The organism is Paraburkholderia sp. RL17-381-BIF-C (genome assembly GCF_046026435.1).
Lineage (GTDB): Bacteria > Pseudomonadota > Gammaproteobacteria > Burkholderiales > Burkholderiaceae > Paraburkholderia.
Window position 1 is genome coordinate 23,227 of record NZ_JARESX010000035.1, and the last position, 23,348, is coordinate 46,574.

A 23,348-nucleotide genomic window follows, 5' to 3' on the forward strand; every position below is an offset into this window, starting at 1 on the left:
CCTTACTGCGGCGGCACGTCTAGTTGCGGCGCCGGTTGATACTTGATCGCCTCATGCGCATGGCCTTGCAGGCGATCCTTATGGCGAATGACTTGCCGGTCAAGCTTGTCGATCATCAGATCGATCGCAGCGTACAGGTCGCTGTCACAGCTCTCGACAAAGAGATCCTTGCCCTTGAGATGCAGGTTGATTTCAACCTTTTGACGCTTTTCCTTTTCCTTGTGGTTGTTGTCGACCGAGAGGACCACACTGCCGTCGATGACCTGATCGAAATGTCTTAGCACCCTATCCAGTTTGGTGATCACGTATTCGCGCAACGCAGGCGTTACTTCGAGGTGGTGTCCACTGATCTGCAGATTCATAGTGCTTCTCCAAGCTAGTGGCCGCTTGATCCGCACGATGAGGAAGGTCCGGTCGATCTGTCGACTTGCCTGAGTCGTCCCCCGGTGACTGACTTCTGGCAGGTCGCATCGGCCGGCCTGTCCGCCAACAGCGGAGCGGCCGGTAAATGCCCGTCACGGAAGGCGACGGGCTACAGAGACTTGCGCAGGTTGACTGCCGGAATCTTGAGCGCTTCACGGTACTTCGCAACGGTACGCCGTGCGACCACGAAGCCCTGTTCCGCCAGCAGTTCGGCTATGCGACTGTCTGAAAGAGGAGATTTCGGGTTTTCCGCTCCTATCAGTTGCTTGATGAGCGCGCGGATCGCCGTTGAAGACGCCGCGCCGCCCGTGTCAGTCGAAACGTGTGATCCGAAGAAGTACTTAAATTCAAGCGTCCCGAATGGGGTCAGCATGTATTTACCGGTTGTCACACGCGAGACAGTTGACTCGTGTAGGCCCAGCGTATCAGCAATTTCCCGCAAAACCAAGGGGCGCATGGCAATTTCGCCGTGCACAAAAAAGCTCTTCTGACGCTCGACAATAGCTTGCGCCACCCGCAGGATCGTCTCGAAACGCTGCTGGATATTTTTGATCAGCCAGCGCGCTTCCTGCAGTTGCTGGCGCAACGAACCGCTGCCCGGATCGCCCCTGTTATTGCGCAGGATGTTCGCGTAAAGGTGATTGATTCGCAGCTTCGGCACGACTTCCGGATTCAGCTCGGCCTGCCAGCCCTGTGCCGTTTTGCGCACCATGATGTCCGGCACGACGTAGTCCGCTTCGGCCTTGCCGTAAGCGGCGCCGGGGAACGGTTCGAGCGAGCGGATCAGCACGTGGGCGTCGCGTAAGTCGTCGTCGCTGGCCTTCAGGTGCTTGCGCAGACGCGTGAAATCGCGCGCCGCCAGCAATTCCAGATGGTGGGCGACGATATCGAGCGCGAGCGTGCGAGTGGGTGAGGCATCGAGCCGCAGCAATTGCAGCTTGAGACATTCCGACGCGGAACGGGCGCCGACGCCGGCCGGGTCGAAGCTATGCAGCAGCGCAAGCGCGGCATTCAGTTCGTCGAGGTCGACTTCGAGTTCTTCGGGCAGATCGGCCTGCACTTCCTCGAGCGTGGCGGCAAGGTAGCCGTCGTCGTCGAGCGATTCGATCAGGAAGGTGATCAGCGCCCGGTCGCGCTGGCCCGCCTGGGTGACGCGCAATTGCGCCATCAGGTGGTCGCGCAGCGAGGTGCTCGATTCGTGGATTTGCAGCGGCGGCAGGTCGTCGTCGTCCGAGGCGTTGCCCGAGCGGCCGTAGTCGTCGAGATTCCACTGGGACGCGTCGCCGTTACTGTCGCCGCCGAGGCCGTTGTATTCGTCCACGCCCTGCGGCTCGCCGTTCTCGGCGCGCTCGCTGCTGCTGGTGGACGATGACGACGTGCTGCCGCCCATCTGGTCGGGCGGAGCGGACGAATTGGGCGCCTGGGCGATCAGCGAGCCGTCGGCCGCCACGCGCAGCGGGCTCGCGATCCAGTCGTCCTCGTTCTCGAGGAGTGGATTTTGCGAGATCGCCATTGCGACTTCCTGCTGCAATTCGAGCGTAGACAACTGAAGCAGCCGGATGGACTGCTGCAGTTGCGGCGTCAGCGCAAGATGCTGCGATAGGCGGAGTTGGAGGCTGGCTTTCATGGCAAGTTGAGATTCATTGTAGAGAGTTTGCCACGACCGCGATACCTTGCGACATTCGCAATTACGCGTGCGCCTCTCGCGTGCACTCTCGTGCGCTCTTTCGGGCGGTGTTGGGCGGTGCTGGGCGCGAATCGGCCCGGGTCGAAAATACGCGTGTGCGGTTGCCGCACGGGGAGCCGGCGGGTGCGCGCTCGCACCGCCGGGAATCCCTGATGCGCTTACATGCGGAAGTGCTCGCCCAGATAGACGCGCCGCACGCTTTCGTTTTCGATGATGTCGCTCGGGGCGCCGGCTGCCAGCACGCTACCGTCGCTGATGATGTAGGCGTGATCGCAGATGCCGAGCGTTTCGCGCACGTTGTGGTCGGTAATCAGCACGCCGATGTTGCGCTGCTTCAGAAATTTGACGATCTTCTGGATTTCCAGCACGGCGATCGGGTCGACGCCGGCGAACGGTTCGTCGAGCAGAATAAAGCTTGGATTGGTGGCCAGTGCACGGGCAATTTCGACCCGGCGGCGTTCGCCGCCCGAGAGCGACAGCGCCGGATTTTCGCGCAAGTGCGAAATCTGCAATTCGTCGAGCAGGGCTTCCGTGCGGCTCGTAATGGTGTCTTTGCTAAGCCGCTTGCCGTTGTCTTCGTGTTGCAATTCGAGCACGGCACGAATGTTTTGTTCGACGCTGAGCTTGCGGAACACCGAAGCTTCCTGCGGCAGGTACGACAGCCCAAGCGAAGCTCGCTTGTGGATCGGCAGCAGGCTGATCGACTTGCCGTCCAGATCGATTTCACCCGCGTCGAGCGGCACGAGGCCGACGATCATATAGAACGAGGTGGTCTTGCCCGCGCCGTTGGGGCCGAGCAGACCGACCACTTCGCCGCTTTTGACGTCGAGCGACACGTCTTTGACGACGGTGCGCGACCCATAACGCTTTTTCAGGTTGCGCACCGCCAGCGAACTACTGGTGCCGGCCGGCTTGCGATTGGGGAGGGACGCGGAGGTGCTCACTGGTTCGGCGCTCCCTGGATCGTCGTGGACGGCGCAAGCGTGGCCGACGCGCCGTTCAGCGGCGCGGCGCCGCCGTTGCGCGGCGCCAGCATGGCACGCACGCGGCCGGTCGGGTTACCCGGGCCGGCTACGTCCTTACCTGCCTTCGCGGTATAGAAGTCGCTCTGCCCGTCGTACGTAATGACGCTGCCGTGCACCTGGTCCATGACCGTGGAGAGGCCTTGCAGGCGTTTCACGGTCGCGTTGGTGGTGAGCGTGGTCAGATCCTGCTTGCCGTCGTAGTCGATACGAATGGCCGTGCCTTCGATGTACTCGTCGAGACCTTCGCGCTTCTGGCGGAAATACGACAGATTGCCGCCGCTCGAGGTGCCGGTGGCGTACTGATAGCCTTGCGGGTCTTGTGTCACTTCGACGCGGTCGGCCTTGATCACGATCGTGCCTTTGGTCGCGACCACATGGCCGGTAAAGATATTGACCTGTTTGAGGTCGTCGTAAGTCATGTTGTCCGCTTCGACGTTCAGCGGCTTGTCCTTGTCGGCACGGTCCGCGTGCGCGAGCGGCGCGAAGCCGGCGAGCGGCAACGCGACGATCAGCGCAGCGAGTCCGGCGCGGCACGCGGACAGGGAGCGCGAGCGGCCGGTATCAAAACGGGGGAACGATTCGTTCATGCAGTCACGCCTGGAATGGATTACCCGGGTTGCTTGGGCGAGCTGCCGCCTGCTTCGGACGGGGCGATCGAGCCTTTCACGTTGCCGAACAGCTGCATCACCCGGGTGACGTTGTTGTAGTTCATGCCGCTGGCAGTCATCACCGACATGCCGCGCTGAAGTTTAACCGGCTTTTCAGTCTCGATCACATCGTCGTTGACCAGCACCCTAAAATGCTGCGAATCCGCTTGCATCTGCGGATCTCCGTAGCCGGGCGCGCGCAGAATGCGCGCATTGTCGTATAGATCGACGATGGACGCGTCGCCGTTCACCTTACCGGTATCGCCGGTTGCGGTGACGATCGGCTTGCCCGGCTGGAACGCGCGCATGGCCGGTTTGACCATGTCGCTCAGCTCGTCGTCTTCGTAGTGGATCAGCGATTGCGCGGTCAGCCGGTATTGCGTCGAGCCCGACTGGTCGAGTTCGGAAATCGAGAAGTTGTCGGCGAAGTAGTCCGGCGTGTGTTCCTTGGGACGCACCACGCCTTCGTTCTGCCGGGGCAGGGTGGCCTGCAACAGCCACCACGTGATACCGGCGAGCGCAGCCATTGCGACCAGCGGAATCAGCGAAGTCAGGCGAAACTGGTTCATCCGACGAGGCCTCGCTGTTCGCCGCTACAGGCGGCCGCGAGCAACGCGTCGTATTTGTGCTGCGCGCGCAGCAACGTATCGCAGACTTCGCGCGCCGCGCCATGGCCGCCGCGCGCTTCGCTGACCCAATGGGCCCGCGCGATTACTTCAGGATGCGAGTTGGCCGGCGCGGCCGCGAAGCCGACCTTCAGCATCACGGCGAGATCGACCCAGTCGTCGCCCATGTAGCCGCATTGTTCCGCCGTCATGCCGGTTTGCTGCAGCAGGTCCGCGAACGCCTGGGGTTTGTCCTGCACGCCCTGGTAGACGTGCGTGATGTTCATTTCCTTCGCCCGCGCCGCCACGATGCCCGACTTGCGCCCGGTGATGATCGCCGTTTCGATGCCGGCCTGGCGCAGCAGCTTCATGCCGTGGCCGTCCATCGAATTGAAGCCCTTCATCGTGTCGCCTTCCGCCGTGAACAGCAGGCCGCCGTCGGTCAGCACGCCGTCGACGTCGAAAATCATCAGCTTCACGCGGCTTGCGCGTTCGGTTGCGGTGGCGGGAGCGAGGGCCATCAGATCACCTTCTTCGAGAACAGGTCGTGCATGTTGAGTGCGCCGATCAGCTTGCCTGCTTCGTCGACGACCAGCATCTGATTGATGCGGTGGCGCTCCATGAGTTCCACGGCTTCCACCGCGAGTTGATCCGGACCGATGGTGCGCGGGCCGGCGGTCATCACTGAGGCGATCGGCAAATTACGGAAATCGCCGTCGCGTTCGAGCACGCGGCGCAAGTCGCCGTCGGTGAAGATCCCGGCCACGTGGTCCGCGTGATCGACGATCGCGGTCATGCCCATGCGCTTGGCGGTCAACTGGAACAGCGCGTCGCGCACGGTGGCCTCGGGTGTGACCTTCGGCACTTCGTCGCCGGTGCGCATGACGTCGCGTACATAAGTGAGCAGGCGCCGGCCGAGCGCGCCGCCCGGATGCGAGCGGGCGAAGTCGTCGCGGCCGAAGCCACGCGCGTCGAGCACCGCGACCGCGAGCGCGTCGCCGAGCGCGAGCGCGGCGGTGGTGCTGGCGGTGGGCGCGAGGTTCATCGGACAGGCCTCTTTCGCTACCCCGGAATTCAGGTGCACGTCGGCCAGTTGTGCGAGACTCGATGACGGGCGGCCCGTCATCGCGATCAACTTCGCGCCGAGCCGCTTGATGAGCGGCAGGATCGCCACGAGTTCTTCGGTTTCACCGGAATTGGACAGCGCCACGAACACGTCGTCGGCAGTGACCATGCCGAGGTCGCCATGACTGGCTTCCGCTGGGTGCACGAAGAACGCCGGCGTGCCGGTGCTGGCGAGCGTGGCCGCGAGCTTGCGGGCCACGTGGCCGGATTTGCCGATGCCGGAAACGACTACGCGCCCGCGGCAACCGAGGATGAAATCGACCGCCCCGACGAAACCATCGTCGAGTTGATCGCGAAGCGCGCGCACGGCGTCCGCTTCGATGTCGAGCACGTCGCGAGCGAGCGCGAGTGCCCGGTCGCCATTGATTTTCGCTATCATTCGCGAAGTATAGCAAAGGCGCCTGTTCGCCGCGCCGGGCCTGCTGTGCCGAGCCGCTGTCTCTATTGCTGCCTTTAACGGCCCCTCAACCTTGTCGCACGGCGTTTCTCGTGCGCGGTTCCGCTGACGAACGAGGACGCTTTACCGATGCGTTTCTGCCGATGATTTCCCCCCTCGAAATGACGCTGTTCCTGCTGCTTGCATCGGTGGCGGGCGTGGTGACCTTTCGCTTTCTGAATCTTCCGCCGATGCTCGGCTATCTGACGGTGGGCATCGTCGTCGGGCCGCATGCATTCGGTCTGATTCCGGACTCGGTCGGGGCGCAGAACCTCGCTGAATTCGGCGTTGTGTTCCTGATGTTCTCGATCGGGCTGGAGTTCTCGCTCGCCAAGCTGCGCTCCATGCGCCGTCTCGTGTTCGGCCTCGGCCTGTTGCAGGTGATCGGCACGATCGCGGTGGCGGTCACGCTCGGTTTCGTGCTGGAGCGCTGGGTGCATATCAGGTGGCAGGCAAGCGTGGCGCTGGGCGGCGCGCTCGCCATGTCGTCGACGGCGATCGTCAGCAAGATGCTGGCGGAGCGGCTGGAGATCGAGACGGAGCATGGGCGCAATATCTTCGGCGTGCTGCTGTTTCAGGATCTGGCGGTGGTGCCGCTGCTGATCGTCATCGCGGCGCTGGGCGGCAATTCCGAAGACCTGGTCAGCGCGCTCGGCGTGGCGGCGATCAAGATCGTGGTGGCGTTGGCGCTGCTTTTGATCGTGGGCCAGCGGTTCATGACGCGCTGGTTCAACGTGGTGGCGCGGCGCCGGTCGCAGGAACTGTTCATTCTCAATCTGTTGCTGGTGACGCTCGGCGCCGCGTTCATCACGGACAAATTCGGACTGTCGCTCGCGCTCGGCGCATTCATCGCCGGCATGTTGATCGCCGAGACGCCGTACCGGCATCAGGTGGAAGAGGACATCAAGCCGTTTCGCGACGTGCTGCTCGGTCTCTTCTTCGTCACCACCGGCATGCTGCTCAATCCGCGAGTGATCTGGGAGCATCCGCTGATCGTGCTCGGCTTCGTGCTCGGGCCGATTCTGCTGAAGGCGGTGATGATCACGGGGCTCGCGCGGCTGTTCGGCGCCTCGCCGGGCGTCGCGATGCGCACCGGTATCGGCCTCGCGCAAGCGGGCGAGTTCGGCTTCGTGCTGCTGAATCTGATTCTCGACAAGCATCTCGTCGACGCCACGTTGCTGCAGGCGATACTCGCCGCCATGCTGCTGTCGATGCTGGCCGCACCGTTCATGATCCAGAACGCGGATCGTATCGTGCTGCGCCTTTCGTCGACTGAATGGATGATGCAGTCGTTGCAGATGACGCGCATCGCCACGCAAAGCCTGAAGCAAAGCGGCCACGTGATCATTTGCGGTTATGGCCGGGCCGGGCAGAATCTGGCGCGTATGCTGGAGCATGAAGGGTTGTCGTACGTCGCGCTGGACCTGGATCCCGACCGGGTCGCGGCGGCGGCGGCGGCGGGTGAGTCGGTCGTGTTCGGCGACGCCGGGCGGCGCGAGTCGCTGCTTGCCGCCGGTATCCACCGCGCGGCCGCGATTGCGATCACCTACGCGAACACGCCGTCGGCACTGCGCGTGCTGCACAACATTCACGAACTCGAACCCACGCTGCCGGTGATCGTCCGTACTGTGGACGACGCCGATCTGGAAAAGCTGCTGGCCGCGGGCGCGACCGAAGTGATTCCGGAAATCGTCGAAGGCAGTCTGATGCTCGCCTCGCATACGCTCGTGGTGATGGGCGTGCCGATGCGGCGGGTGGTGCGCCGGGTCGAGGAAATGCGCGACGAGCGCTATGCGCTGCTGCGCGGCTATTTCCACGGCGCCGACGACGTGGACGACGACGACGGTCACGAACAGGTGCGGCTACAATCGGTGCCGGTCGACGAAAACTCGGACGCCGTGGGCCGCACGCTCGCGGAATTGGGCCTGTTCGACGTGGGCGTCGAAGTGACGGCGATTCGCCGGCACGGCATTCGCGGCGTCGAGCCGGACCCGTCCACCAAGCTGCGTTCGAGCGATATCGTGGTGCTGCGCGGTCTGCCCGAGCAGTTGGCGGAGGCCGAGGAACGGCTCTCGAAGCATCGGCGCGCGGGCGCCACCGCAGCATAGCGCCGCCTGTACCCAGGGCGAGGCGCGTGCCTGCGGGCGCGCCCTGGTTTAGCTTTTCATCGGACCTGTGCAGGTCCATCCGGAGACATCATGTCCAACGCGCTCTCGAGCGCGCCGCTCGATGCGGCCGATTACATCAAAAGCCACATTCGCACGGTGCCCGACTGGCCGGAGCCGGGCGTGCAGTTCCGCGATATCACGCCGCTTTTGCAGGAGCCGAAGTCGCTGCGCGTGCTGATCGATCTATTCGTGCAGCGCTATATCGACGCAAAGCTCGATTACATTGCCGGGTTGGATGCGCGAGGTTTTATCATCGGGCCGATTCTCGCGTATGAGCTGAACCTCGGCTTTATTCCGATTCGCAAGGCGGGCAAGCTGCCCTACAAGCGGGTCGCGCAATCCTATGACCTCGAATACGGCTCCGCCACCGTCGAGATTCACGAAGACGCCTGCAAGCCGGGTGATCGCGTTGTGATCATCGACGACCTGATCGCCACGGGCGGCACGATGATGGCCGGCAAGATCCTGCTCGAGCGGCTCGGCGCGGTCGTGGTGGAAGGCGCGGCGATTATCGATCTGCCTGAGCTCGGCGGCTCGAAGCTGCTGCGCGAAAGCGGTCTCGCGCTGTATACGGTGACTGGATTCGACGGTCATTGATTATTGGCGGCAAACGCGCTGCGAGAAGCTTCTTCCTGCTCACAGAGAAGGACACAACAATGCCTAACTTCCTGCTGTTTCTCGCCACCTCGATCGCGATTACCGTGGCGCCCGGCCCGGACAATCTGCAAGTGCTCGCGCGCGGGATCTCGCAGGGCCGCGCGGCCGGTTTCGTCGCGGCGCTCGGCTTCGCGGCGGGCATCACGTTTCACACCACGCTGGCCGCGCTCGGCGTGGCCGCGTTGCTGCGCTCGTCGCCGATGGCCTTTACAGCGATCAAGCTGGCCGGCGCGGCTTATCTGATCTGGATCGGCATCAAGGCCCTGCGTAGCCAGGGTCTCGCCACCGCGCACGAGCGCGCGCCGCAGCCGCTGATGGCGGTGTTTCGCCAAAGCGTGCTCGGCAATCTGCTGAATCCGAAGGTGACGCTGTTTTTCATCGTGTTTCTGCCGCAGTTCGTGCAGCCGAACGGCTCGCAAAGCGTCACGCTGCAGATGTTCGAGCTCGGCGCGCTGTTCATGTTGCAGACAGTGGTGGTGTTTTCGCTGTTCGGCGTGTGCGCGGGGATCGTGGGCGGTTATCTGAAGCGTCGCCCACGGGTGGGCGTGTGGCTTGATCGCCTGGCAGGTGCGACGTTCATTGCCATCGGCATTCGGGTCGCGTTGCGCGATTGAGGTGAGCGGCGCGGTGCCCAGCGCTCACCGTCAAACACCGGAAACAGTTTGGAGCTTTACATGACTTTGCCTTGCATCACCGCCGCGCGCCGCTTCGACGTGCATGCGCATGTGCCGTTCTGGATCGGCGCCGAACAGGTCGGCTGGATCCGCACGAGCGATGTGCCGTCGCTCGCGCGCTGGCCCGATGTGTTCGACCTCGTCACTAACCGTGTGACGCTCGCGCCCGCGTTCAATACCGTGGATTTGCGCAGCGCCGCGCTCGGTTCCGTGATCGGCGCGCTCGCCGCCGAAGGCCGCATTCCAGGCTGGCGCAACGAGACGTACGCGATCCGCAATGCGTTCGATGCGCCGCCGCTCGCGTATATCGAACGGGCGGCGTCGCGCTTCTTCGGCACGATGACCTACGCGGTGCATCTGAACGGCGTCGTAGAATACGCAGACGGTGCGCCGCAATTGTGGATCGCGCGCCGCAGCGACACCAAGGCGACCGACCCGGGCATGCTCGACAATGTCGTGGCGGGCGGGATCGGCTGGGGCTTCGGCGTCGAGGCGACGATCATCAAGGAATGCTGGGAAGAAGCCGGCATTCCCGAGGAGATCGCCGCCCGCGCCACGGCGGGCCGCACCGCGCATGTGCTGCAATCGTTGCCCGAAGGCACGCAGGCCGAGCAGATTTTCATCTACGACCTTGCGTTGCCGGCTGATTTCGCGCCGCGCAACCAGGACGGCGAAGTGGGCGAGCACCGGCTCGCGCGCATCGACGAAGTGGCGCGCTGGATCGAGGAAGGCGCGATGACAGTCGATGCGAGTCTCGCCACGCTGGATTGTCTGTTGCGCCGCCGTTGGATCGATGAAGACGCGTGCGCCGGCATCGAGGCCATGTTCGTGCCGCCAGCGCTCGCCTGATTGCCGCAAAGGTGCGCGCGCAACGAGCATGTCGAAACACGCCGCATCGAGCCGTACATACCGAACAAACCATGCATTGAAGAAGGGAGTCACCCAGGTCATGTCGACCGATCACAGCTTTATCCTCAAACTGTCGTGCGCCGACCGGCCCGGCATCGTTCACGCAGTGTCGGGCTTTCTGTTTGAGCGTGGCAGCAATATTCTCGACTCCGCGCAGTTCGGCGACAGCCGCACCGGCGAGTTCTTCATGCGCGTGCATTTCCAGCAGGTGGGCGGCGATCCGGGTCTGGAAGCGTTGCGCACGTCGTTCGCGACGCTGGCTGAACAGTTCGGCATGCGCTGGGAGTTGCACGACGCGTCGGTGAAGCCGCGCGTGGTGATCATGGTGTCGAAGATCGGCCATTGCCTGAACGATCTGCTGTTCCGCTACCGCACCGGCCAGCTGGGTATCGAGATTCCCGCGATCATCTCGAACCACAAGGAGTTCTATCAACTCGCCGCCAGCTACGACATTCCGTTCCATCACTTCCCGTTGTTGGGCGCGACGCCCGACGCGAAGGCGGCACAGGAAGCACGCGTGCTCGAAGTGATCGACGAGCATCAAGCCGACCTGGTGGTGCTCGCGCGCTACATGCAGATTCTGTCGCCGAAGCTGTGCGAAGCACTCGCCGGCCGCGCGATCAACATTCATCACTCGTTCCTGCCGAGCTTCAAGGGCGCGAAGCCGTATTACCAGGCGTTCGACCGCGGTGTGAAGCTGATCGGCGCGACCGCCCATTACGTGACGACGGATCTGGACGAAGGTCCGATCATCGAGCAGGAAGTGGAGCGCGTCGACCACAGCATGACGCCGGAGCAATTGACGGCGATCGGCCGCGACGTCGAATGCGTGACGCTCGCGCGCGCGGTGAAGTGGCACGTGGAACATCGCGTCGTGCTGAACGGCAGCAAGACGGTGGTGTTTCGCTAAAGGCGGTTGATCGCTTTGCGGCAGAGATAAATGGCGGTAGCCGGACGACTCCGGCGCCGCCATTTTTTTGTCGACTACGGCCGCGCGGCTGACCGGCCTGCGTCACGCGCGGCATTCGCGTTTTGCGCCGAGCGGCGGCGCGCATTCAGCTTCTTCAGCCAGATCAGCAGCCCTGTCGCGCTCAGCACGGCGACCGCGAGGCCGACTGCGCTAATCAGAATCCGTCCGCCTAGACCGAGGATGCGCCCCGAGTGCAGCGGGTATTGGACCTGCAAGAAGATGTCGCCGGCCGTGCCCTTGCCGGGAATCTGCGTGCTGAGTTGCTTGCCGGTGGCCGCGTCCCAATACATCCACGGATTGCCGAGGCCGATATCGCCGTGATCGTTGCCGGTCGCGTAAAAGCCGACGCCGTACGCATGCATGAATTCCGCGTAGTAGATGCCGCCCGGCCCGACGCCGAGATTCCGTGCTTTGCCGGCCTGCTCGGCTAATTGCACGATGCGCTCGCGGGGGAGCACGGCGTCGCCGGGTTGCGGGGCGCGGCGGATTTCAGGGTTGTTGAGCGGATCGGGCGTGAGCGTCGAGAACATCGACACGATTGGGCGCACCACAGGCGCTGCAAGATTCATCGATACCGATGTCAGCGCAACGATCATCAGCAGGCCCCAGATCCACACGCCGCCGGAGCGGTGCAGATCGAAAGTGAGCGCGTAGCCGCCGCGCCCGAAGCGGAACGCGAACGACTTGCGCCAGACCTTGGCGCTCGGAAACGACAGCCATAGCGCGATCAGGCTGTCGAACAGCCAGACGATGCCGACGATCCCCATCAGCCACGTACCGATATCGACGCCGCCCGTAAAAGGCAGTTGCAGCGTGTAGTGGAGCTTGTAGATGAACGGGATCAGATTGATCCGCGCGAGCGAGACGGCGCCCCATTCGCGGCGTCCCTGGATCTCGCCGGTGGCGGGGTCGACGGCAATCTGATTGAAGTCCAGCGGGTAGGGCTGGTGCGTGGCTGGGTCGATACGCGGCAACACCATCATTTGCAGCGTGTGGCCCGGTTCGGCCGCCAGCGGCAGATACGTCACCTGCAAACGCGGATCGGCGGCTTCCACGCGGCGCGCCAGTTCCAGCCCCGACAGCGCCGGTCCTGCGGTGCGCGCCTTGAAGAACGACGGGTTCAGCGCCGCATCGAGTTCATGGTCCCACGCGATGACCGCGCCGGTGAGGCCGGCGACGAACAGAAACAGCGCAGTGGCGACACCGAACCAGCGATGCAGGCGGACGAACTGCCGCCTCATGGGCAAACCGGCGGAACGGAGCGGAAATTCGAATGAGGGGTCACGACACAGGTTTTGTGTAAATGGGAATTGTTCGCATCTTAAGGAATCATGCCACGGACTGCAAGTTTGTCGTAAGTTCACGGCGACGTTTGGCGCGCTGTATCAGGCGCGTCATTCGAGCGGTCTTACCGGCGCGATCTCGACGGCGCAATATCCGGGCACGGTCTTGCTGCATACGATGCGCGGCGGCCCCGGCGACCTTTCCGGTCCCGACCAGCATCTGGACACGAGTCGATCTTCCAGGGCGTGGGGTTTGGCGGAGACGTCTGACGCCGGGCGATCCGCGCACGTTGTCGCTGAATGCGCGCATCGACTTCTGAGCATGAAAAAAAGCGGCACCGAAGTGCCGCTTTTTCGTTGCCGTGCCTCCCGCTTCAGGGGCGTTGGCCGCCGCCTCAAACCAGCCGCAGGTAAATCAATTCCCGCTTGATATACGCATAGAAGATCGGCGCCGCCACCACGCCCGGAAGGCCGAACGCCGCTTCCATGATGAGCATGGCGATCAGCAATTCCCAGGCGCGCGCCTCGATCTGTCCGCCGACAATGCGCGCGTTCAGGAAGTATTCGAGCTTGTGGATCAGGATCAGGAACACGAGCGACATGACCGCCGCGGGAAAGCTCACCGAGAGCGCCACCGCGACGATGATCGTGTTCGAGATCAGATTGCCGATCACCGGGAGCAGGCCGACGATGAACGTGACCAGCACCAGCGTCTTCGACAACGGCAGCGTGTCGTGGAAGATCGGCAGGACCACCAGCAGGAAGATGCCGGTAAAGACCGCATTGATCGCGGAAATTTTCACCTGAGCGAACACGATACGGCGGAACGCATCGGCGAAACGGGTCACGCGCGTGATGAAGGCCGTGGAGAGCGGCAGACGCTGGATATGCTTTTGCGCGCCGACCGCGATGATCGCCCCGATGATCATGCCGATCAGGATATGCGTGAACGCGCGCGCGGCGGTCTTGCCGCTTTGCTGCAGCATGTTGGCGTGCGTTTGCATCAGCTCCGCCGCCTTGGTCTTCATCTGCTCGGTATCGACCGGCAGAGAGTTGGCGATGAATTGCGGAATGCGGCCGCGCGCCTGGTCGATCAACTGCATGGCCTGGTCGAGCAGCTTCTGCACGCTCGGCACGTCGTTTTCGAAATGCTCGATGATGCCGAGCGTGAGCCCCGTCAGCGCGCCCACGATCACCGTGGACAGAATCACGACCGCGAGCCAGCGCGCCCGCTTGCTCGACATATGACGCTCGATGCGCGGCGCGATGGTGTGTACCAGCTGGAACACTAGCAGCCCGGCGAGCAACGCGCCGAGCAGCCGAAGTTCGATGACCGCCCACATGCCGAACAGCATCACAACGTAACTGCCGATTTCGACTGCCGACAGCTTCGGCAGGCTCATGTCGCTAGTCAGCCTGACCGGGCGTGGGCGTAGGTCCTGCACTTGCCCGTCGTCGCGCGCCTGATTCCGCTTGGCCATGGCTTATTCCGTCCCCAACCCGAGTTGTGCAGCGTTACTTTTTACTGGCCGCGCGTTTCAGCAAAGGCGCCAGATATTTACCGGTAAAACTTGCCTTCGACTTCGCAACCTGCTCCGGCGTGCCCTGGGCGATGATTTGCCCGCCGCCTGCGCCGCCTTCAGGGCCGAGGTCGATGACCCAGTCCGCGGTTTTTATTACATCGAGATTATGCTCGATGATCACGACGGTATTACCCTGGTCCCGTAAACGATGAATCACTTCGAGCAACAGCGCGATGTCATGAAAGTGCAATCCGGTGGTCGGTTCATCGAGTATGTATAGCGTGCGACCGGTATCACGCTTGCTCAGTTCCAAAGATAGTTTGACGCGCTGTGCTTCCCCGCCCGACAGGGTAGTGGCCGACTGGCCCAGGCGGATATAGCCCAAACCTACGTCCAGCAGGGTTTTCAGCTTGCGCGCGACGACCGGCACAGGCTTGAAGAACTCGTGGGCATTCTCCACCGTCATGTCGAGGACTTCGCTGATGTTCTTGCCTTTGTACTGAACGTCCAGCGTTTCGCGGTTGTAGCGCTTGCCGTGGCAGACGTCGCACGGCACGTACACGTCCGGCAAAAAGTGCATCTCGACCTTCAGCACGCCGTCGCCCTGGCAGGATTCGCAGCGGCCGCCCTTCACGTTGAACGAGAAGCGGCCCGCTTCGTAGCCGCGTTCTTTCGCCGCAGGCACGCCCGCGAACAGTTCGCGGATCGGCGTGAAGAGACCCGTGTAGGTGGCCGGATTCGAACGCGGTGTGCGGCCGATCGGCGACTGGTCGACGTTGATCACCTTGTCGAAGTGCTCGAGGCCCTCGATCGATTCGTACGGCGCCGGCTCCGTGGCCGAGCCATACAGGTGATGCGCGACCGCGTGATAGAGCGTGTCGTTGATCAGCGTGGACTTGCCCGAACCGGACACGCCGGTCACGCAGGTCAGCAAGCCGACCGGCAGATCGAGCGAGACGTGCTGCAGATTGTTGCCGTAGGCCTCGACGATGCGTAGACGCCGCTCGTCCGGCTCCTTGCGTTCGTCCGGGAATTCGATGTTGCGCGCGCCGGACATGTACTGCCCGGTCATCGACGCCGCGTTCGCCTGCACCTGTTTAGGCGTGCCTTCGGCGATCACCATGCCGCCGTGCTCGCCCGCGCCCGGCCCCATGTCGACCACGTAGTCGGCCATGCGGATCATGTCTTCGTCGTGTTCGACGACGATCACCGAGTTGCCCAGGTCGCGCAGATGCTTGAGCGTGGCGATCAGCCGGTCGTTATCGCGCTGATGCAAGCCGATGGACGGTTCATCCAGCACGTACATCACGCCGGTCAACCCCGAGCCGATCTGCGAGGCGAGGCGAATGCGCTGCGCCTCGCCGCCGGACAGCGTTTCCGCACTGCGTTCGAGCGACAGATAGTCGAGCCCGACGTTGTTCAGGAACATGAGCCGCGCGACGATTTCCTTGACCACCTTGTCGGCGATCTCGCGCTTCGAGCCTTCCAGGCGCAGCGTCTGGAAATAGCCGAGCGCGTCGCGCAGCGGCCAGCCGCTGATTTCGAAGATGCCGCGCGCATCGCCGTCCGCGCCGATCCGCACGAAGCGCGCTTCGCGGCGCAGCCGCGTGCCGGCGCAGGCCGGGCAGGGCTGGTTGTTCTGATACTTGGCGAGCTCTTCGCGCACCGCGACCGAGTCGGTCTCGCGGTAACGCCGCTCCAGGTTCGGGATGATCCCTTCGAACACATGCTCGCGCACCGAGGTGCGGCCGCGTTCGTTGATGTACGAGAACGGGATATCCTGCTTGCCCGAACCGAACAGCAGAATCTTGCGGACCTTCTCCGGCAAGTCTTCGACGGCCGTATCGATATCGAACTCGTAGAACGCCGCGAGGCTCTGCAGCATCTGGAAGTAGAACTGGTTGCGCCGGTCCCAACCCTTCACCGCGCCCGCCGCGAGCGACAGCGACGGATGCGCGACCACCCGCTTCGGATCGAAGAAGGTGATCTGGCCGAGGCCGTCGCATTCCGGGCACGCGCCCATCGGATTGTTGAATGAGAAGAGCCGCGGCTCCAGTTCCTGCAGCGAGTACGAGCAGATCGGGCAGGCGAACTTCGAGCTGAACAGATGCTCTTTGTCGGTGTCCATTTCGAGCGCGATCGCGCGGCCGTCGGCGAGACGCAGTGCCGTTTCGAACGATTCGGCGAGACGCTGCTTCATGTCGGGGCGCACTTTCAGGCGGTCCACGACCACGTCGATGGTGTGCTTGTCGTTCTTCTTCAGCTTCGGCAGCGAGTCGACTTCGTAGATTTTCGCGACGCCTTCATTGGCGGTGCCGCCGCCCGAGCGCACGCGGAAACGGATAAAGCCCTGCGCCTGCATTTCCTCGAACAACTCGACGTGTTCGCCTTTGCGATTGGCCACCACCGGCGCGAGGATCATCAGCCTGGTTTCTTCCGGCAGCGCGAGCGCCGTGTCGACCATCTGCGAGACGCTTTGCGCTTCCAGCGGAATTTCGTGGTCCGGACAGTAAGGCGTGCCTACCCGTGCGAACAGCAGACGCAGATAGTCGTGAATCTCGGTGACGGTGCCGACCGTGGAGCGCGGATTGTGCGAGGTCGCCTTCTGTTCGATCGAGATGGCCGGCGACAGCCCTTCGATCAGATCGACGTCGGGCTTCTCCATCAATTGCAGGAACTGGCGTGCATAGGCGGAGAGACTTTCGACGTAGCGCCGTTGTCCTTCCGCATAGAGCGTGTCGAACGCCAGCGACGATTTTCCCGAGCCTGAAAGGCCCGTGATGACGACGAGCTTGTGACGGGGTAGGTCGAGGTTGACGTTCTTCAGGTTGTGGGTGCGAGCCCCACGAATACGGATTTGTTCCACGGATTTATTCCATGAACTGGCGGAAAGAGGAAGAGGCTAAACCTGCTACTATAACGACTTTTCAAGACCGCCGTTACGGCTTCCTGACAGCCTGAAGAGGTGTCGAAGCGAGCTGTAAGGCAGCGGCCCAGCGCCGCGGACAAGAGGTCTAACTGGGGCCGTTTTCCGCGAGTACAAGGCAGCCCCGAGGCAACTTCGAGGCAACCGCGAGGCGCCGGCGGAAGGTGCGAAGGCTGCGGGCTCGACCCTCGTGCCGCATGCTGGCCCGCCGTCCTGCGGCAAGCCGCGCGGTCATGGCCGCCTTGCCGCTGTGTCCGCCCGCGGTGTGCCACCCAGCTCATTCACAGAACGTTCCCGATGTCCAATCCGTCCGCCACTTCCTCACGCATGAGCGCGCCTGAACTGCGCGCGACCGTGTCGCTTGCCGCGATCTTCGCGCTGCGCATGCTGGGTCTCTTCATGATCATGCCGGTGTTCTCGATCTACGCGAAGACCATCCCCGGCGGCGACAACGTGCTGCTGGTGGGGATCGCGCTCGGCGCGTACGGCGTGACGCAGTCCATGCTGTACATCTTCTACGGCTGGGTCTCCGACAAGGTCGGCCGCAAACCGGTCATTGCGACCGGCCTGCTGATCTTCGCGCTCGGCAGCTTCGTGGCGGCGGGCGCGCACGACATGACGTGGATCATCGTCGGCCGGGTGATTCAGGGCATGGGCGCGGTGTCCTCCGCGGTGATCGCGTTCATCGCCGACCTGACCGCCGAGGAAAATCGCACCAAGGCCATGGCCATGGTGGGCGGCAGTATTGGCGTGTCGTTCGCGGTGGCGATTGTCGGCGCGCCGATCGTGTTCCAGTGGGTCGGCATGAGCGGCCTGTTTACGCTGGTCGGCATCTTCTCGATTCTGGCGATCGGCGTGGTGGTGTGGATCGTGCCGGATGCGCCGAAACCGGTGCATGTGCGCGCACCATTCGCCGAAGTGCTGCACAACGTCGAGTTGCTGCGTCTGAATTTCGGCGTGCTCGTGCTGCACGCGACGCAAACCGCGCTGTTCCTCGTCGTGCCGCGCATTCTCGAAGCCGGCGGCCTGCCGGTCGCCTCCCACTGGAAAGTGTATTTGCCGGTCATGGGCCTGTCGTTCGTGATGATGGTGCCGGCGATCATCGCCGCCGAAAAGCGCGGAAAAATGAAAATCGTGCTGCTGTCGGCGATCGCTCTTATCCTGATCGGACAGTTGTTATTGGGCGTCGCTCCGCATACGATTCTGAGTGTGGCGGCGATCCTTTTTGTGTACTTTCTCGGCTTCAATATTCTTGAAGCTTCGCAGCCTTCGCTGGTGTCGAAACTGGCGCCCGGAACCCGCAAGGGCGCGGCCGCCGGCGTGTACAACACCACGCAGTCGATCGGTCTTGCGCTGGGTGGCGTGGTCGGCGGCTGGTTGCTGAAGGCGGATGGTCAGAGCGCCGTCTTCTTCACTTGTTCGGGGCTCGTCTTTTGCTGGCTTATAATCGCCGCAAAGATGAAACAGCCGCCGCGCAAAGCGTAATACGGCGCATCCCGAACTTACCCAGAACTCACCCGGCGGCGGGCAGAGGCGCAGTTCCGGTCTCGGGCCTGCCGGCCCTGAAACGCGAACCGTGTATTGCCGCGCCGCCCGTAACGGAATCAACAGGAGAAACTCATGGCATCCGTGAACAAGGTCATTCTCGTCGGCAATCTCGGAGCCGATCCGGAAGTCCGTTATCTTCCGAGCGGCGACGCAGTGGCGAACATCCGCCTTGCAACGACGGATCGGTACAAGGACAAGGCGTCCGGCGAAATGAAAGAAGCGACCGAATGGCACCGCGTCTCGTTCTTCGGCCGCCTCGCGGAAATCGTGTCCGAATATCTGAAGAAGGGCTCGTCGGTGTACCTGGAAGGGCGCATCCGTACCCGTAAGTGGCAGGCGCAAGACGGCACCGACCGTTACTCGACGGAAATCGTCGCCGAGCAGATGCAAATGCTGGGTGGCCGCGGCGGCTCGATGGGCGGCGGCGGTGACGAAGGCGGTTATAGCCGCGGTGAGCCGTCGGAGCGAAGCGGCGGCGGTGGTGGTGGCCGTGCGGTGTCGGGTGGTGGTGCGCGTGGCGGCAGCGGTGGTGGCGGCGGCGCGAGCCGTCCGAGCGCGCCGGCTGGTGGCGGATTTGACGAGATGGATGACGATATTCCGTTCTGATTTCCCAGAATCAACGTGCAAAGATAGAACCCCGCCTTCGTGCGGGGTTTTTTGTTCTTGGCTCTGGCAGGCAGCGCGCACGAACACTGGCATGGCACGCTGATTCATAAAAGACGCGCAAGCGATCGAAATCGGGGCTACATTTTTTAGACGCCACCGTGACGCATTTTGTCCGTGGAATCGATAGCCCCGCGTGACAGCGCGGATTCCCTTTCATCTTCCGAGGGGTCATTTGACATGTCGGATGATGCCGCAGATGTCCTGATCGTCGGCGCCGGCCCGGTCGGTCTATTGCTCGCTACGGAGTTGCGACGCGACGGCGTCGAGGTGCGCCTCGTCGACCGTATGTCCACCAGGATCTTCTATTGCAAGGCGCTCGGCATTACGCCGCGCACCATCGAGATATTCGAAGACATCGGCATCGCCCGGCGCGCGATTGAGTCCGGAATATGGCTGACCGGCGTTCAAACCTGGCAGGACGGCGCCATGGTCCCGGCACGCAGCATGAATATGCCGACGGCAGGGCTGCCCTACGGCTCGTTGTCGCTCGCGCAGTTCGAAACGGAACGTCTTCTCGAGGCCGCACTCGCCGCGCATGGCGGACGGGTCGAATACGGCGTCGAGTTGACCGCCTTCGAAGAGCGCGAGGGCGCGGTCCATGCGCAACTCACGGATTCCGACGGGCAGACGCACACCCTGCGTTGCCGTTGGCTCGTGGGCTGCGATGGCGCGCACAGCAAGGTTCGCTCGACGCTCGGTTTTGCGTTCGAAGGCGGACAATACCCGCAAACATTTGCGCTCGCCGATCTCGACGTCGAGTGGGATCTGCCCCGGGGGCCGATGTATCGCTTCGAATGGAGTGCTGAGGGCCGCCCGAAAACGGCGCTCGCGGCAGTGCCGGTTCGCGGCTCGGACCGACGCTATCGGCTTTCGGTCGTCGTGCCCGAAGACAAGGCGGCGTTCGCCGATAACCCCTCACCCGATTTCGATACGATGTGCGCGCTGCTGCTGCCGGCCTTGCCCGATGACACGCGCCTCTCGTCGATGCGCTGGTCGTCGGTGTACCGTGTCAGCCATCGCATCGTGCCTGCGTATGCGCAGGGCAGTATCTTCATTGCTGGCGACGCGGCGCATATTCATCCGCCGGTGGGCGGGCAGGGTATGAATACGGGCTTGCAGGATGCGCACAATCTGGCGTGGAAGCTGTCGCTCGCGGCGAAAGGCCTCGCACAGCCTGAATTGCTCGAGAGCTATTCGGCGGAACGGCATCCCGTCGGAGTCGACGTCGTTCAGTCGACCAGCGCGGCGCTCAATGCGGTGTTCGCTCGCGAGGCGGTGACACCGGCTATGCGCGAAACCCAGTTGCTCGTCACCTATCGCGGCAGCCAAATCGTCGCCGACGAGTGTCCCGGGATGGACGCGGCGTCGCCCGCGCCCGGCGACCGGGTTCCCGAAGTGGGGGGCTTCCAGCAGACCTACGTCGGCCACGCGCAGCGCCTGCATGACCACGTCGGCCGCGGCCGACATGTCTTGCTCGGCTATATCGATTCACCCGGTGCGCAATACGACGCGTTTGTCGAGGGCGGCTCCGCGCTCGCTGCCCTGCCTGACGAGTTCGCGTCCGCGGTGCTGATCGTGGCGCCGGGATGCGATGTGCCCCGCAACGAGCGGATCACCGTGCTGACGGATGCGGCACATGAATTCGCGACGGCGTTTCGCGCCCCGAGCGGCACGGTGTGGGGCGTGCGGCCCGACGCGCATCTCGGCTGGCGTGCGAGCCATTGTTCGAAAGACGCGTTGAAGGGGTGGTTGCGGCGGTCGATACGGATCGACTGACGTGATTCGGGGCGGCGTGCGATAGTCGGGCGTCGGTCTGGAACTCCCCTAGGGATAAACCTAAGCACCACGCCAGGCATGCCTCAGCGCCCCATTTCCCACCCTTCAGCCTTATCTTCCTCAATGTCGCCTTGACATTCACTCCTTCCCCGACAATACTCAATCCATAGTTTGTACGGACAAAGTAACAAACGCAGATAAAGTCACTCGAAACAGGAGACAGGCATGGAATCAGACCTCGCAGTCAAACACCGCATACGCGCCAGTTACGGGCGCTACCTCGAAGATTTCCAGGTCGGCGATATCTACGAACACCGCCCCGGGCGCACTATTACGGAAGCCGACAACATCCACTTCTCGCTGCTGACGATGAATTTCCATCCGATGCATTGCGATGCCGCCTACGCCGCCAAGAGCGAATTCGGCCGCCTGCTGGTCAATAGCGGTCTGACGGTTGCCGTGGTGCTGGGACTCTCGGTGAACGACGTCAGCGGCAAGGCGATCGCCAACCTCGGCTGGAAAGAAATCCGTTTGACCGGTCCGGTGTTTTGCGGCGACACGATTTATGCGGAATCCGAAGTGCTCGAGAAGCGCGAATCGAAGTCGCGTCCGGGGCAGGGCATCGTCACCGTGCAAACTCGCGCGTTCAAGCAGGACGGCACACCGATCATGGACTTCGTGCGCAGCGCGCTCGTCCCGGCGCGTGGCCACGGCGTCGGCGATTGATCGACGCGTTGCCCCGCGTCAATCGCCGCATGAGCGAACTGAACGCTCGGGCAGTCTGAGAACGACCAGCAGCACATTGCGCGCATCTGCCGGCAAGAGCAGCCCGCGCGCGGATTCCGGCGGCGCCCGAACAGGCGCCACGAAGCGGCAAGCGTCAATGCGGCCGCATGCACACCAAGGAGACAAAGGTGGCTATCGGTATCGTCAACTCGGGCGCGCGACTCGATCGCCTGCCCATCGCGTCCTTTCACTGGAAGGTTCTCGGCCTCATCAGCGCGGGCGCTTTTCTCGACGCCTTCGACATCTATCTCGCCGCCGGTGCGCTCGGCGCGATGGTGAAAGCGGGCTTCTCCGATCTGAAACTGAACGCGCTATTCATTTCGGTGACGTTCTTCGGCATGCTGATCGGCGCAGGCCTGGCCGGTTATCTCGGCGACCGCTTCGGCCGCCGCTCGTCGTATCAGACCAATCTGCTGATCTTCGGCATCGCGTCGATCGCCGCGTGCTTCGTGCCGAACATGATGTGGCTGATCGTGCTCCGGCTGATCATGGGCATCGGCCTCGGCGCCGAACTCGTGGTGGCGGCGGGCACTTTGTGCGAATTCATCCCCCCGGCATCACGCGGACGCTGGACCGCGTTGCTCGCGCTCATTATCAATTCCGGATTGCTGGTGTCGACGGCGGTGGGCTACGTCGTGATCCCGCTGCTGGGTTGGCGCTATATGTTCGGGATTGCCGGCGTCGGCGCGATCATCGTGTGGGTGCTGCGGCACCGTATGCCGGAGTCGCCGCGCTGGCTCGAATCAGTGGGCCGCAGCGACGAAGCCGAGGCGACCGTTTCGGCCATCGAAAACGAGGTGCAGCGACAGAAAGGCCCGTTGCCGCCGGTCGAGCGCACCGAAAGTCTCGAAGTGCCGAAAGCGCCGTTCTCAGCACTGTTTTCGCACGCCATGCTCGGGCGAACGCTGGTCGCCATTCTCACGGCGGTCGCGGTGAATATTTCGGTGTACGGCTTTGTTGCGTGGTTGCCGACCTTCTTCGTGAAGGAAGGTCTCACCATCGTGCAATCGCTCGGCTTCACGACGCTCATGGCGTTCGGCGCACCCGGCGGCGCGTTGATCGGCTTTCTCTGCGCGGATCGTGTGGGCCGTGCGCGTGGTCTCGTGATCTTCGCGATCGCCACGATCGTGGTCGGCTTCATCTATCCGAACATGCATGCGGGTTGGGCGATCAGCAGTGTGGGCTTCGTGCTGGTCACCTGTATCTACACGGTCACCACGCTCGGCTTGTTCGCCTACATCCCTGAACTCTTTCCGACCGAACTGCGTCTGCGCGGTACCGGCACGGCGGGCGTCTGCGGCCGCGCTGCTTCGATGACCACGCCGTATCTCGCGGTGGTGCTCTACAACTCGTTCGGTGTGTCCGGCGTGCTGGCCATGGTGAGTAGCGTGCTCGGGCTGTTGGTGCTCGGCATTCTGCTGCTGCGTGTCGAAACCAATCAGCACGCGCTTGAGCGGATCTCGCCGAGCCTCGACACCGATTCCGATCCGATACCCGCTACCCAGCAAGGTTAA

Annotated in this window: 20 protein-coding genes; 10 read left to right on the plus strand and 10 right to left on the minus strand. The window is 63.1% G+C overall.

Annotated features, from left to right (window positions below):
- Window positions 1-2 precede the first annotated feature (2 nt).
- From hpf to kdsD, 7 genes are all read right to left on the minus strand, one after another.
- A complete protein-coding gene (gene hpf / locus P0D70_RS21485; RefSeq protein ID WP_007179410.1) occupies window positions 3-362 on the minus strand; it encodes a ribosome hibernation-promoting factor, HPF/YfiA family in 360 nt (119 codons plus the stop codon).
- Between the two features lie 170 nt (window positions 363-532).
- Entirely contained in the window at window positions 533-2,050 is a 1,518-nt protein-coding gene (locus P0D70_RS21490; RefSeq protein ID WP_408185968.1) for an RNA polymerase factor sigma-54, read from the minus strand.
- A gap of 218 nt (window positions 2,051-2,268) precedes the next feature.
- On the minus strand, window positions 2,269-3,054 hold the full coding sequence (gene lptB / locus P0D70_RS21495; RefSeq protein ID WP_091796798.1) for an LPS export ABC transporter ATP-binding protein: 786 nt from the start codon (window positions 3,052-3,054) through the stop codon (window positions 2,269-2,271).
- Complete coding sequence (gene lptA / locus P0D70_RS21500) at window positions 3,051-3,722, minus strand: lipopolysaccharide transport periplasmic protein LptA (RefSeq protein ID WP_091796797.1); 672 nt, start codon at window positions 3,720-3,722, stop codon at window positions 3,051-3,053. Before lptA ends, lptB begins: the two co-directional genes overlap by 4 nt.
- Before the next feature lie 20 nt (window positions 3,723-3,742).
- On the minus strand, window positions 3,743-4,351 hold the full coding sequence (gene lptC / locus P0D70_RS21505) for an LPS export ABC transporter periplasmic protein LptC (RefSeq protein ID WP_091796796.1): 609 nt from the start codon (window positions 4,349-4,351) through the stop codon (window positions 3,743-3,745).
- Complete coding sequence (locus P0D70_RS21510) at window positions 4,348-4,908, minus strand: KdsC family phosphatase (protein ID WP_408185969.1); 561 nt, start codon at window positions 4,906-4,908, stop codon at window positions 4,348-4,350. The genes lptC and P0D70_RS21510 overlap by 4 nt, the downstream gene beginning before the upstream one ends.
- Window positions 4,908-5,891: an arabinose 5-phosphate isomerase KdsD gene (kdsD, locus tag P0D70_RS21515; RefSeq protein ID WP_408185970.1), complete on the minus strand. Its 984-nt coding sequence runs from the start codon at window positions 5,889-5,891 to the stop codon at window positions 4,908-4,910. Before kdsD ends, P0D70_RS21510 begins: the two co-directional genes overlap by 1 nt.
- 161 nt (window positions 5,892-6,052) lie before the next feature.
- Between kdsD and P0D70_RS21520 the strand changes: the two genes are divergently transcribed.
- The 5 genes from P0D70_RS21520 to purU all read left to right on the plus strand — a co-directional run bounded on the left by P0D70_RS21520 (window position 6,053) and on the right by purU (window position 11,266).
- Window positions 6,053-8,056: a monovalent cation:proton antiporter family protein gene (locus tag P0D70_RS21520; RefSeq protein ID WP_091800824.1), complete on the plus strand. Its 2,004-nt coding sequence runs from the start codon at window positions 6,053-6,055 to the stop codon at window positions 8,054-8,056.
- Between the two features lie 90 nt (window positions 8,057-8,146).
- Entirely contained in the window at window positions 8,147-8,713 is a 567-nt protein-coding gene (locus P0D70_RS21525) for an adenine phosphoribosyltransferase (RefSeq protein ID WP_091796793.1), read from the plus strand.
- Between the two features lie 59 nt (window positions 8,714-8,772).
- Window positions 8,773-9,387 (plus strand): LysE family translocator, encoded by a 615-nt coding sequence (locus tag P0D70_RS21530; RefSeq protein WP_091796792.1) that lies wholly within the window; start codon window positions 8,773-8,775, stop codon window positions 9,385-9,387.
- A 60-nt stretch (window positions 9,388-9,447) separates the two neighbouring features.
- Window positions 9,448-10,296 (plus strand): NUDIX hydrolase, encoded by an 849-nt coding sequence (locus tag P0D70_RS21535; RefSeq protein WP_408185971.1) that lies wholly within the window; start codon window positions 9,448-9,450, stop codon window positions 10,294-10,296.
- Between the two features lie 100 nt (window positions 10,297-10,396).
- Window positions 10,397-11,266 (plus strand): formyltetrahydrofolate deformylase, encoded by an 870-nt coding sequence (gene purU, locus P0D70_RS21540; RefSeq protein WP_091796790.1) that lies wholly within the window; start codon window positions 10,397-10,399, stop codon window positions 11,264-11,266.
- A gap of 74 nt (window positions 11,267-11,340) precedes the next feature.
- Here the strand turns inward: purU and P0D70_RS21545 are convergent, their stop codons facing one another.
- The 3 genes from P0D70_RS21545 to uvrA form a co-directional block, all read right to left on the minus strand.
- Window positions 11,341-12,567 carry a PepSY-associated TM helix domain-containing protein gene (locus P0D70_RS21545; protein ID WP_408185972.1) on the minus strand — a complete coding sequence of 409 codons (1,227 nt, stop codon included), beginning with the start codon at window positions 12,565-12,567 and terminating at the stop codon, window positions 11,341-11,343.
- 437 nt (window positions 12,568-13,004) lie between these two features.
- A complete protein-coding gene (locus tag P0D70_RS21550) occupies window positions 13,005-14,090 on the minus strand; it encodes an AI-2E family transporter (protein ID WP_091796788.1) in 1,086 nt (361 codons plus the stop codon).
- Window positions 14,091-14,124: 34 nt separating this feature from the next.
- Window positions 14,125-16,998: an excinuclease ABC subunit UvrA gene (gene uvrA, locus P0D70_RS21555; RefSeq protein ID WP_408185973.1), complete on the minus strand. Its 2,874-nt coding sequence runs from the start codon at window positions 16,996-16,998 to the stop codon at window positions 14,125-14,127.
- A 357-nt stretch (window positions 16,999-17,355) separates the two neighbouring features.
- Between uvrA and P0D70_RS21560 the strand changes: the two genes are divergently transcribed.
- The 5 genes from P0D70_RS21560 (at window position 17,356) to P0D70_RS21580 (ending at window position 23,348) form a co-directional block, all read left to right on the plus strand.
- The gene (locus tag P0D70_RS21560) at window positions 17,356-18,543 is read left to right on the plus strand and encodes an MFS transporter (protein ID WP_408185974.1); all 1,188 of its coding nucleotides are present in this window, start codon (window positions 17,356-17,358) and stop codon (window positions 18,541-18,543) included.
- A 135-nt stretch (window positions 18,544-18,678) separates the two neighbouring features.
- The gene (locus P0D70_RS21565; RefSeq protein ID WP_091796785.1) at window positions 18,679-19,212 is read left to right on the plus strand and encodes a single-stranded DNA-binding protein; all 534 of its coding nucleotides are present in this window, start codon (window positions 18,679-18,681) and stop codon (window positions 19,210-19,212) included.
- Window positions 19,213-19,449: 237 nt separating this feature from the next.
- Window positions 19,450-21,048: an FAD-dependent monooxygenase gene (locus tag P0D70_RS21570; protein WP_408185975.1), complete on the plus strand. Its 1,599-nt coding sequence runs from the start codon at window positions 19,450-19,452 to the stop codon at window positions 21,046-21,048.
- 225 nt (window positions 21,049-21,273) lie between these two features.
- Window positions 21,274-21,774, plus strand: coding sequence for a MaoC family dehydratase (locus P0D70_RS21575; RefSeq protein ID WP_091796783.1), 501 nt, complete (start codon window positions 21,274-21,276; stop codon window positions 21,772-21,774).
- A 167-nt stretch (window positions 21,775-21,941) separates the two neighbouring features.
- Window positions 21,942-23,348 carry an MFS transporter gene (locus P0D70_RS21580; protein WP_091796782.1) on the plus strand — a complete coding sequence of 469 codons (1,407 nt, stop codon included), beginning with the start codon at window positions 21,942-21,944 and terminating at the stop codon, window positions 23,346-23,348.

Excerpts from the sequence above, each read along its gene's own strand:
- hpf (WP_007179410.1), bottom strand. The coding sequence starts at position 362 with ATGAATCTGCAGATCAGTGGACACCACCTCGAAGTAACGCCTGCGTTG.
- P0D70_RS21490 (WP_408185968.1), bottom strand. The coding sequence starts at position 2,050 with ATGAAAGCCAGCCTCCAACTCCGCCTATCGCAGCATCTTGCGCTGACG.
- lptA (WP_091796797.1), bottom strand. The coding sequence starts at position 3,722 with ATGAACGAATCGTTCCCCCGTTTTGATACCGGCCGCTCGCGCTCCCTG.
- lptC (WP_091796796.1), bottom strand. The coding sequence starts at position 4,351 with ATGAACCAGTTTCGCCTGACTTCGCTGATTCCGCTGGTCGCAATGGCT.
- P0D70_RS21510 (WP_408185969.1), bottom strand. The coding sequence starts at position 4,908 with ATGGCCCTCGCTCCCGCCACCGCAACCGAACGCGCAAGCCGCGTGAAG.
- kdsD (WP_408185970.1), bottom strand. The coding sequence starts at position 5,891 with ATGATAGCGAAAATCAATGGCGACCGGGCACTCGCGCTCGCTCGCGAC.
- P0D70_RS21520 (WP_091800824.1), top strand. The coding sequence starts at position 6,053 with ATGATTTCCCCCCTCGAAATGACGCTGTTCCTGCTGCTTGCATCGGTG.
- P0D70_RS21525 (WP_091796793.1), top strand. The coding sequence starts at position 8,147 with ATGTCCAACGCGCTCTCGAGCGCGCCGCTCGATGCGGCCGATTACATC.
- P0D70_RS21530 (WP_091796792.1), top strand. The coding sequence starts at position 8,773 with ATGCCTAACTTCCTGCTGTTTCTCGCCACCTCGATCGCGATTACCGTG.
- P0D70_RS21535 (WP_408185971.1), top strand. The coding sequence starts at position 9,448 with ATGACTTTGCCTTGCATCACCGCCGCGCGCCGCTTCGACGTGCATGCG.
- purU (WP_091796790.1), top strand. The coding sequence starts at position 10,397 with ATGTCGACCGATCACAGCTTTATCCTCAAACTGTCGTGCGCCGACCGG.
- P0D70_RS21545 (WP_408185972.1), bottom strand. The coding sequence starts at position 12,567 with ATGAGGCGGCAGTTCGTCCGCCTGCATCGCTGGTTCGGTGTCGCCACT.
- P0D70_RS21550 (WP_091796788.1), bottom strand. The coding sequence starts at position 14,090 with ATGGCCAAGCGGAATCAGGCGCGCGACGACGGGCAAGTGCAGGACCTA.
- P0D70_RS21560 (WP_408185974.1), top strand. The coding sequence starts at position 17,356 with ATGTCCAATCCGTCCGCCACTTCCTCACGCATGAGCGCGCCTGAACTG.
- P0D70_RS21565 (WP_091796785.1), top strand. The coding sequence starts at position 18,679 with ATGGCATCCGTGAACAAGGTCATTCTCGTCGGCAATCTCGGAGCCGAT.
- P0D70_RS21570 (WP_408185975.1), top strand. The coding sequence starts at position 19,450 with ATGTCGGATGATGCCGCAGATGTCCTGATCGTCGGCGCCGGCCCGGTC.
- P0D70_RS21575 (WP_091796783.1), top strand. The coding sequence starts at position 21,274 with ATGGAATCAGACCTCGCAGTCAAACACCGCATACGCGCCAGTTACGGG.
- P0D70_RS21580 (WP_091796782.1), top strand. The coding sequence starts at position 21,942 with ATGCACACCAAGGAGACAAAGGTGGCTATCGGTATCGTCAACTCGGGC.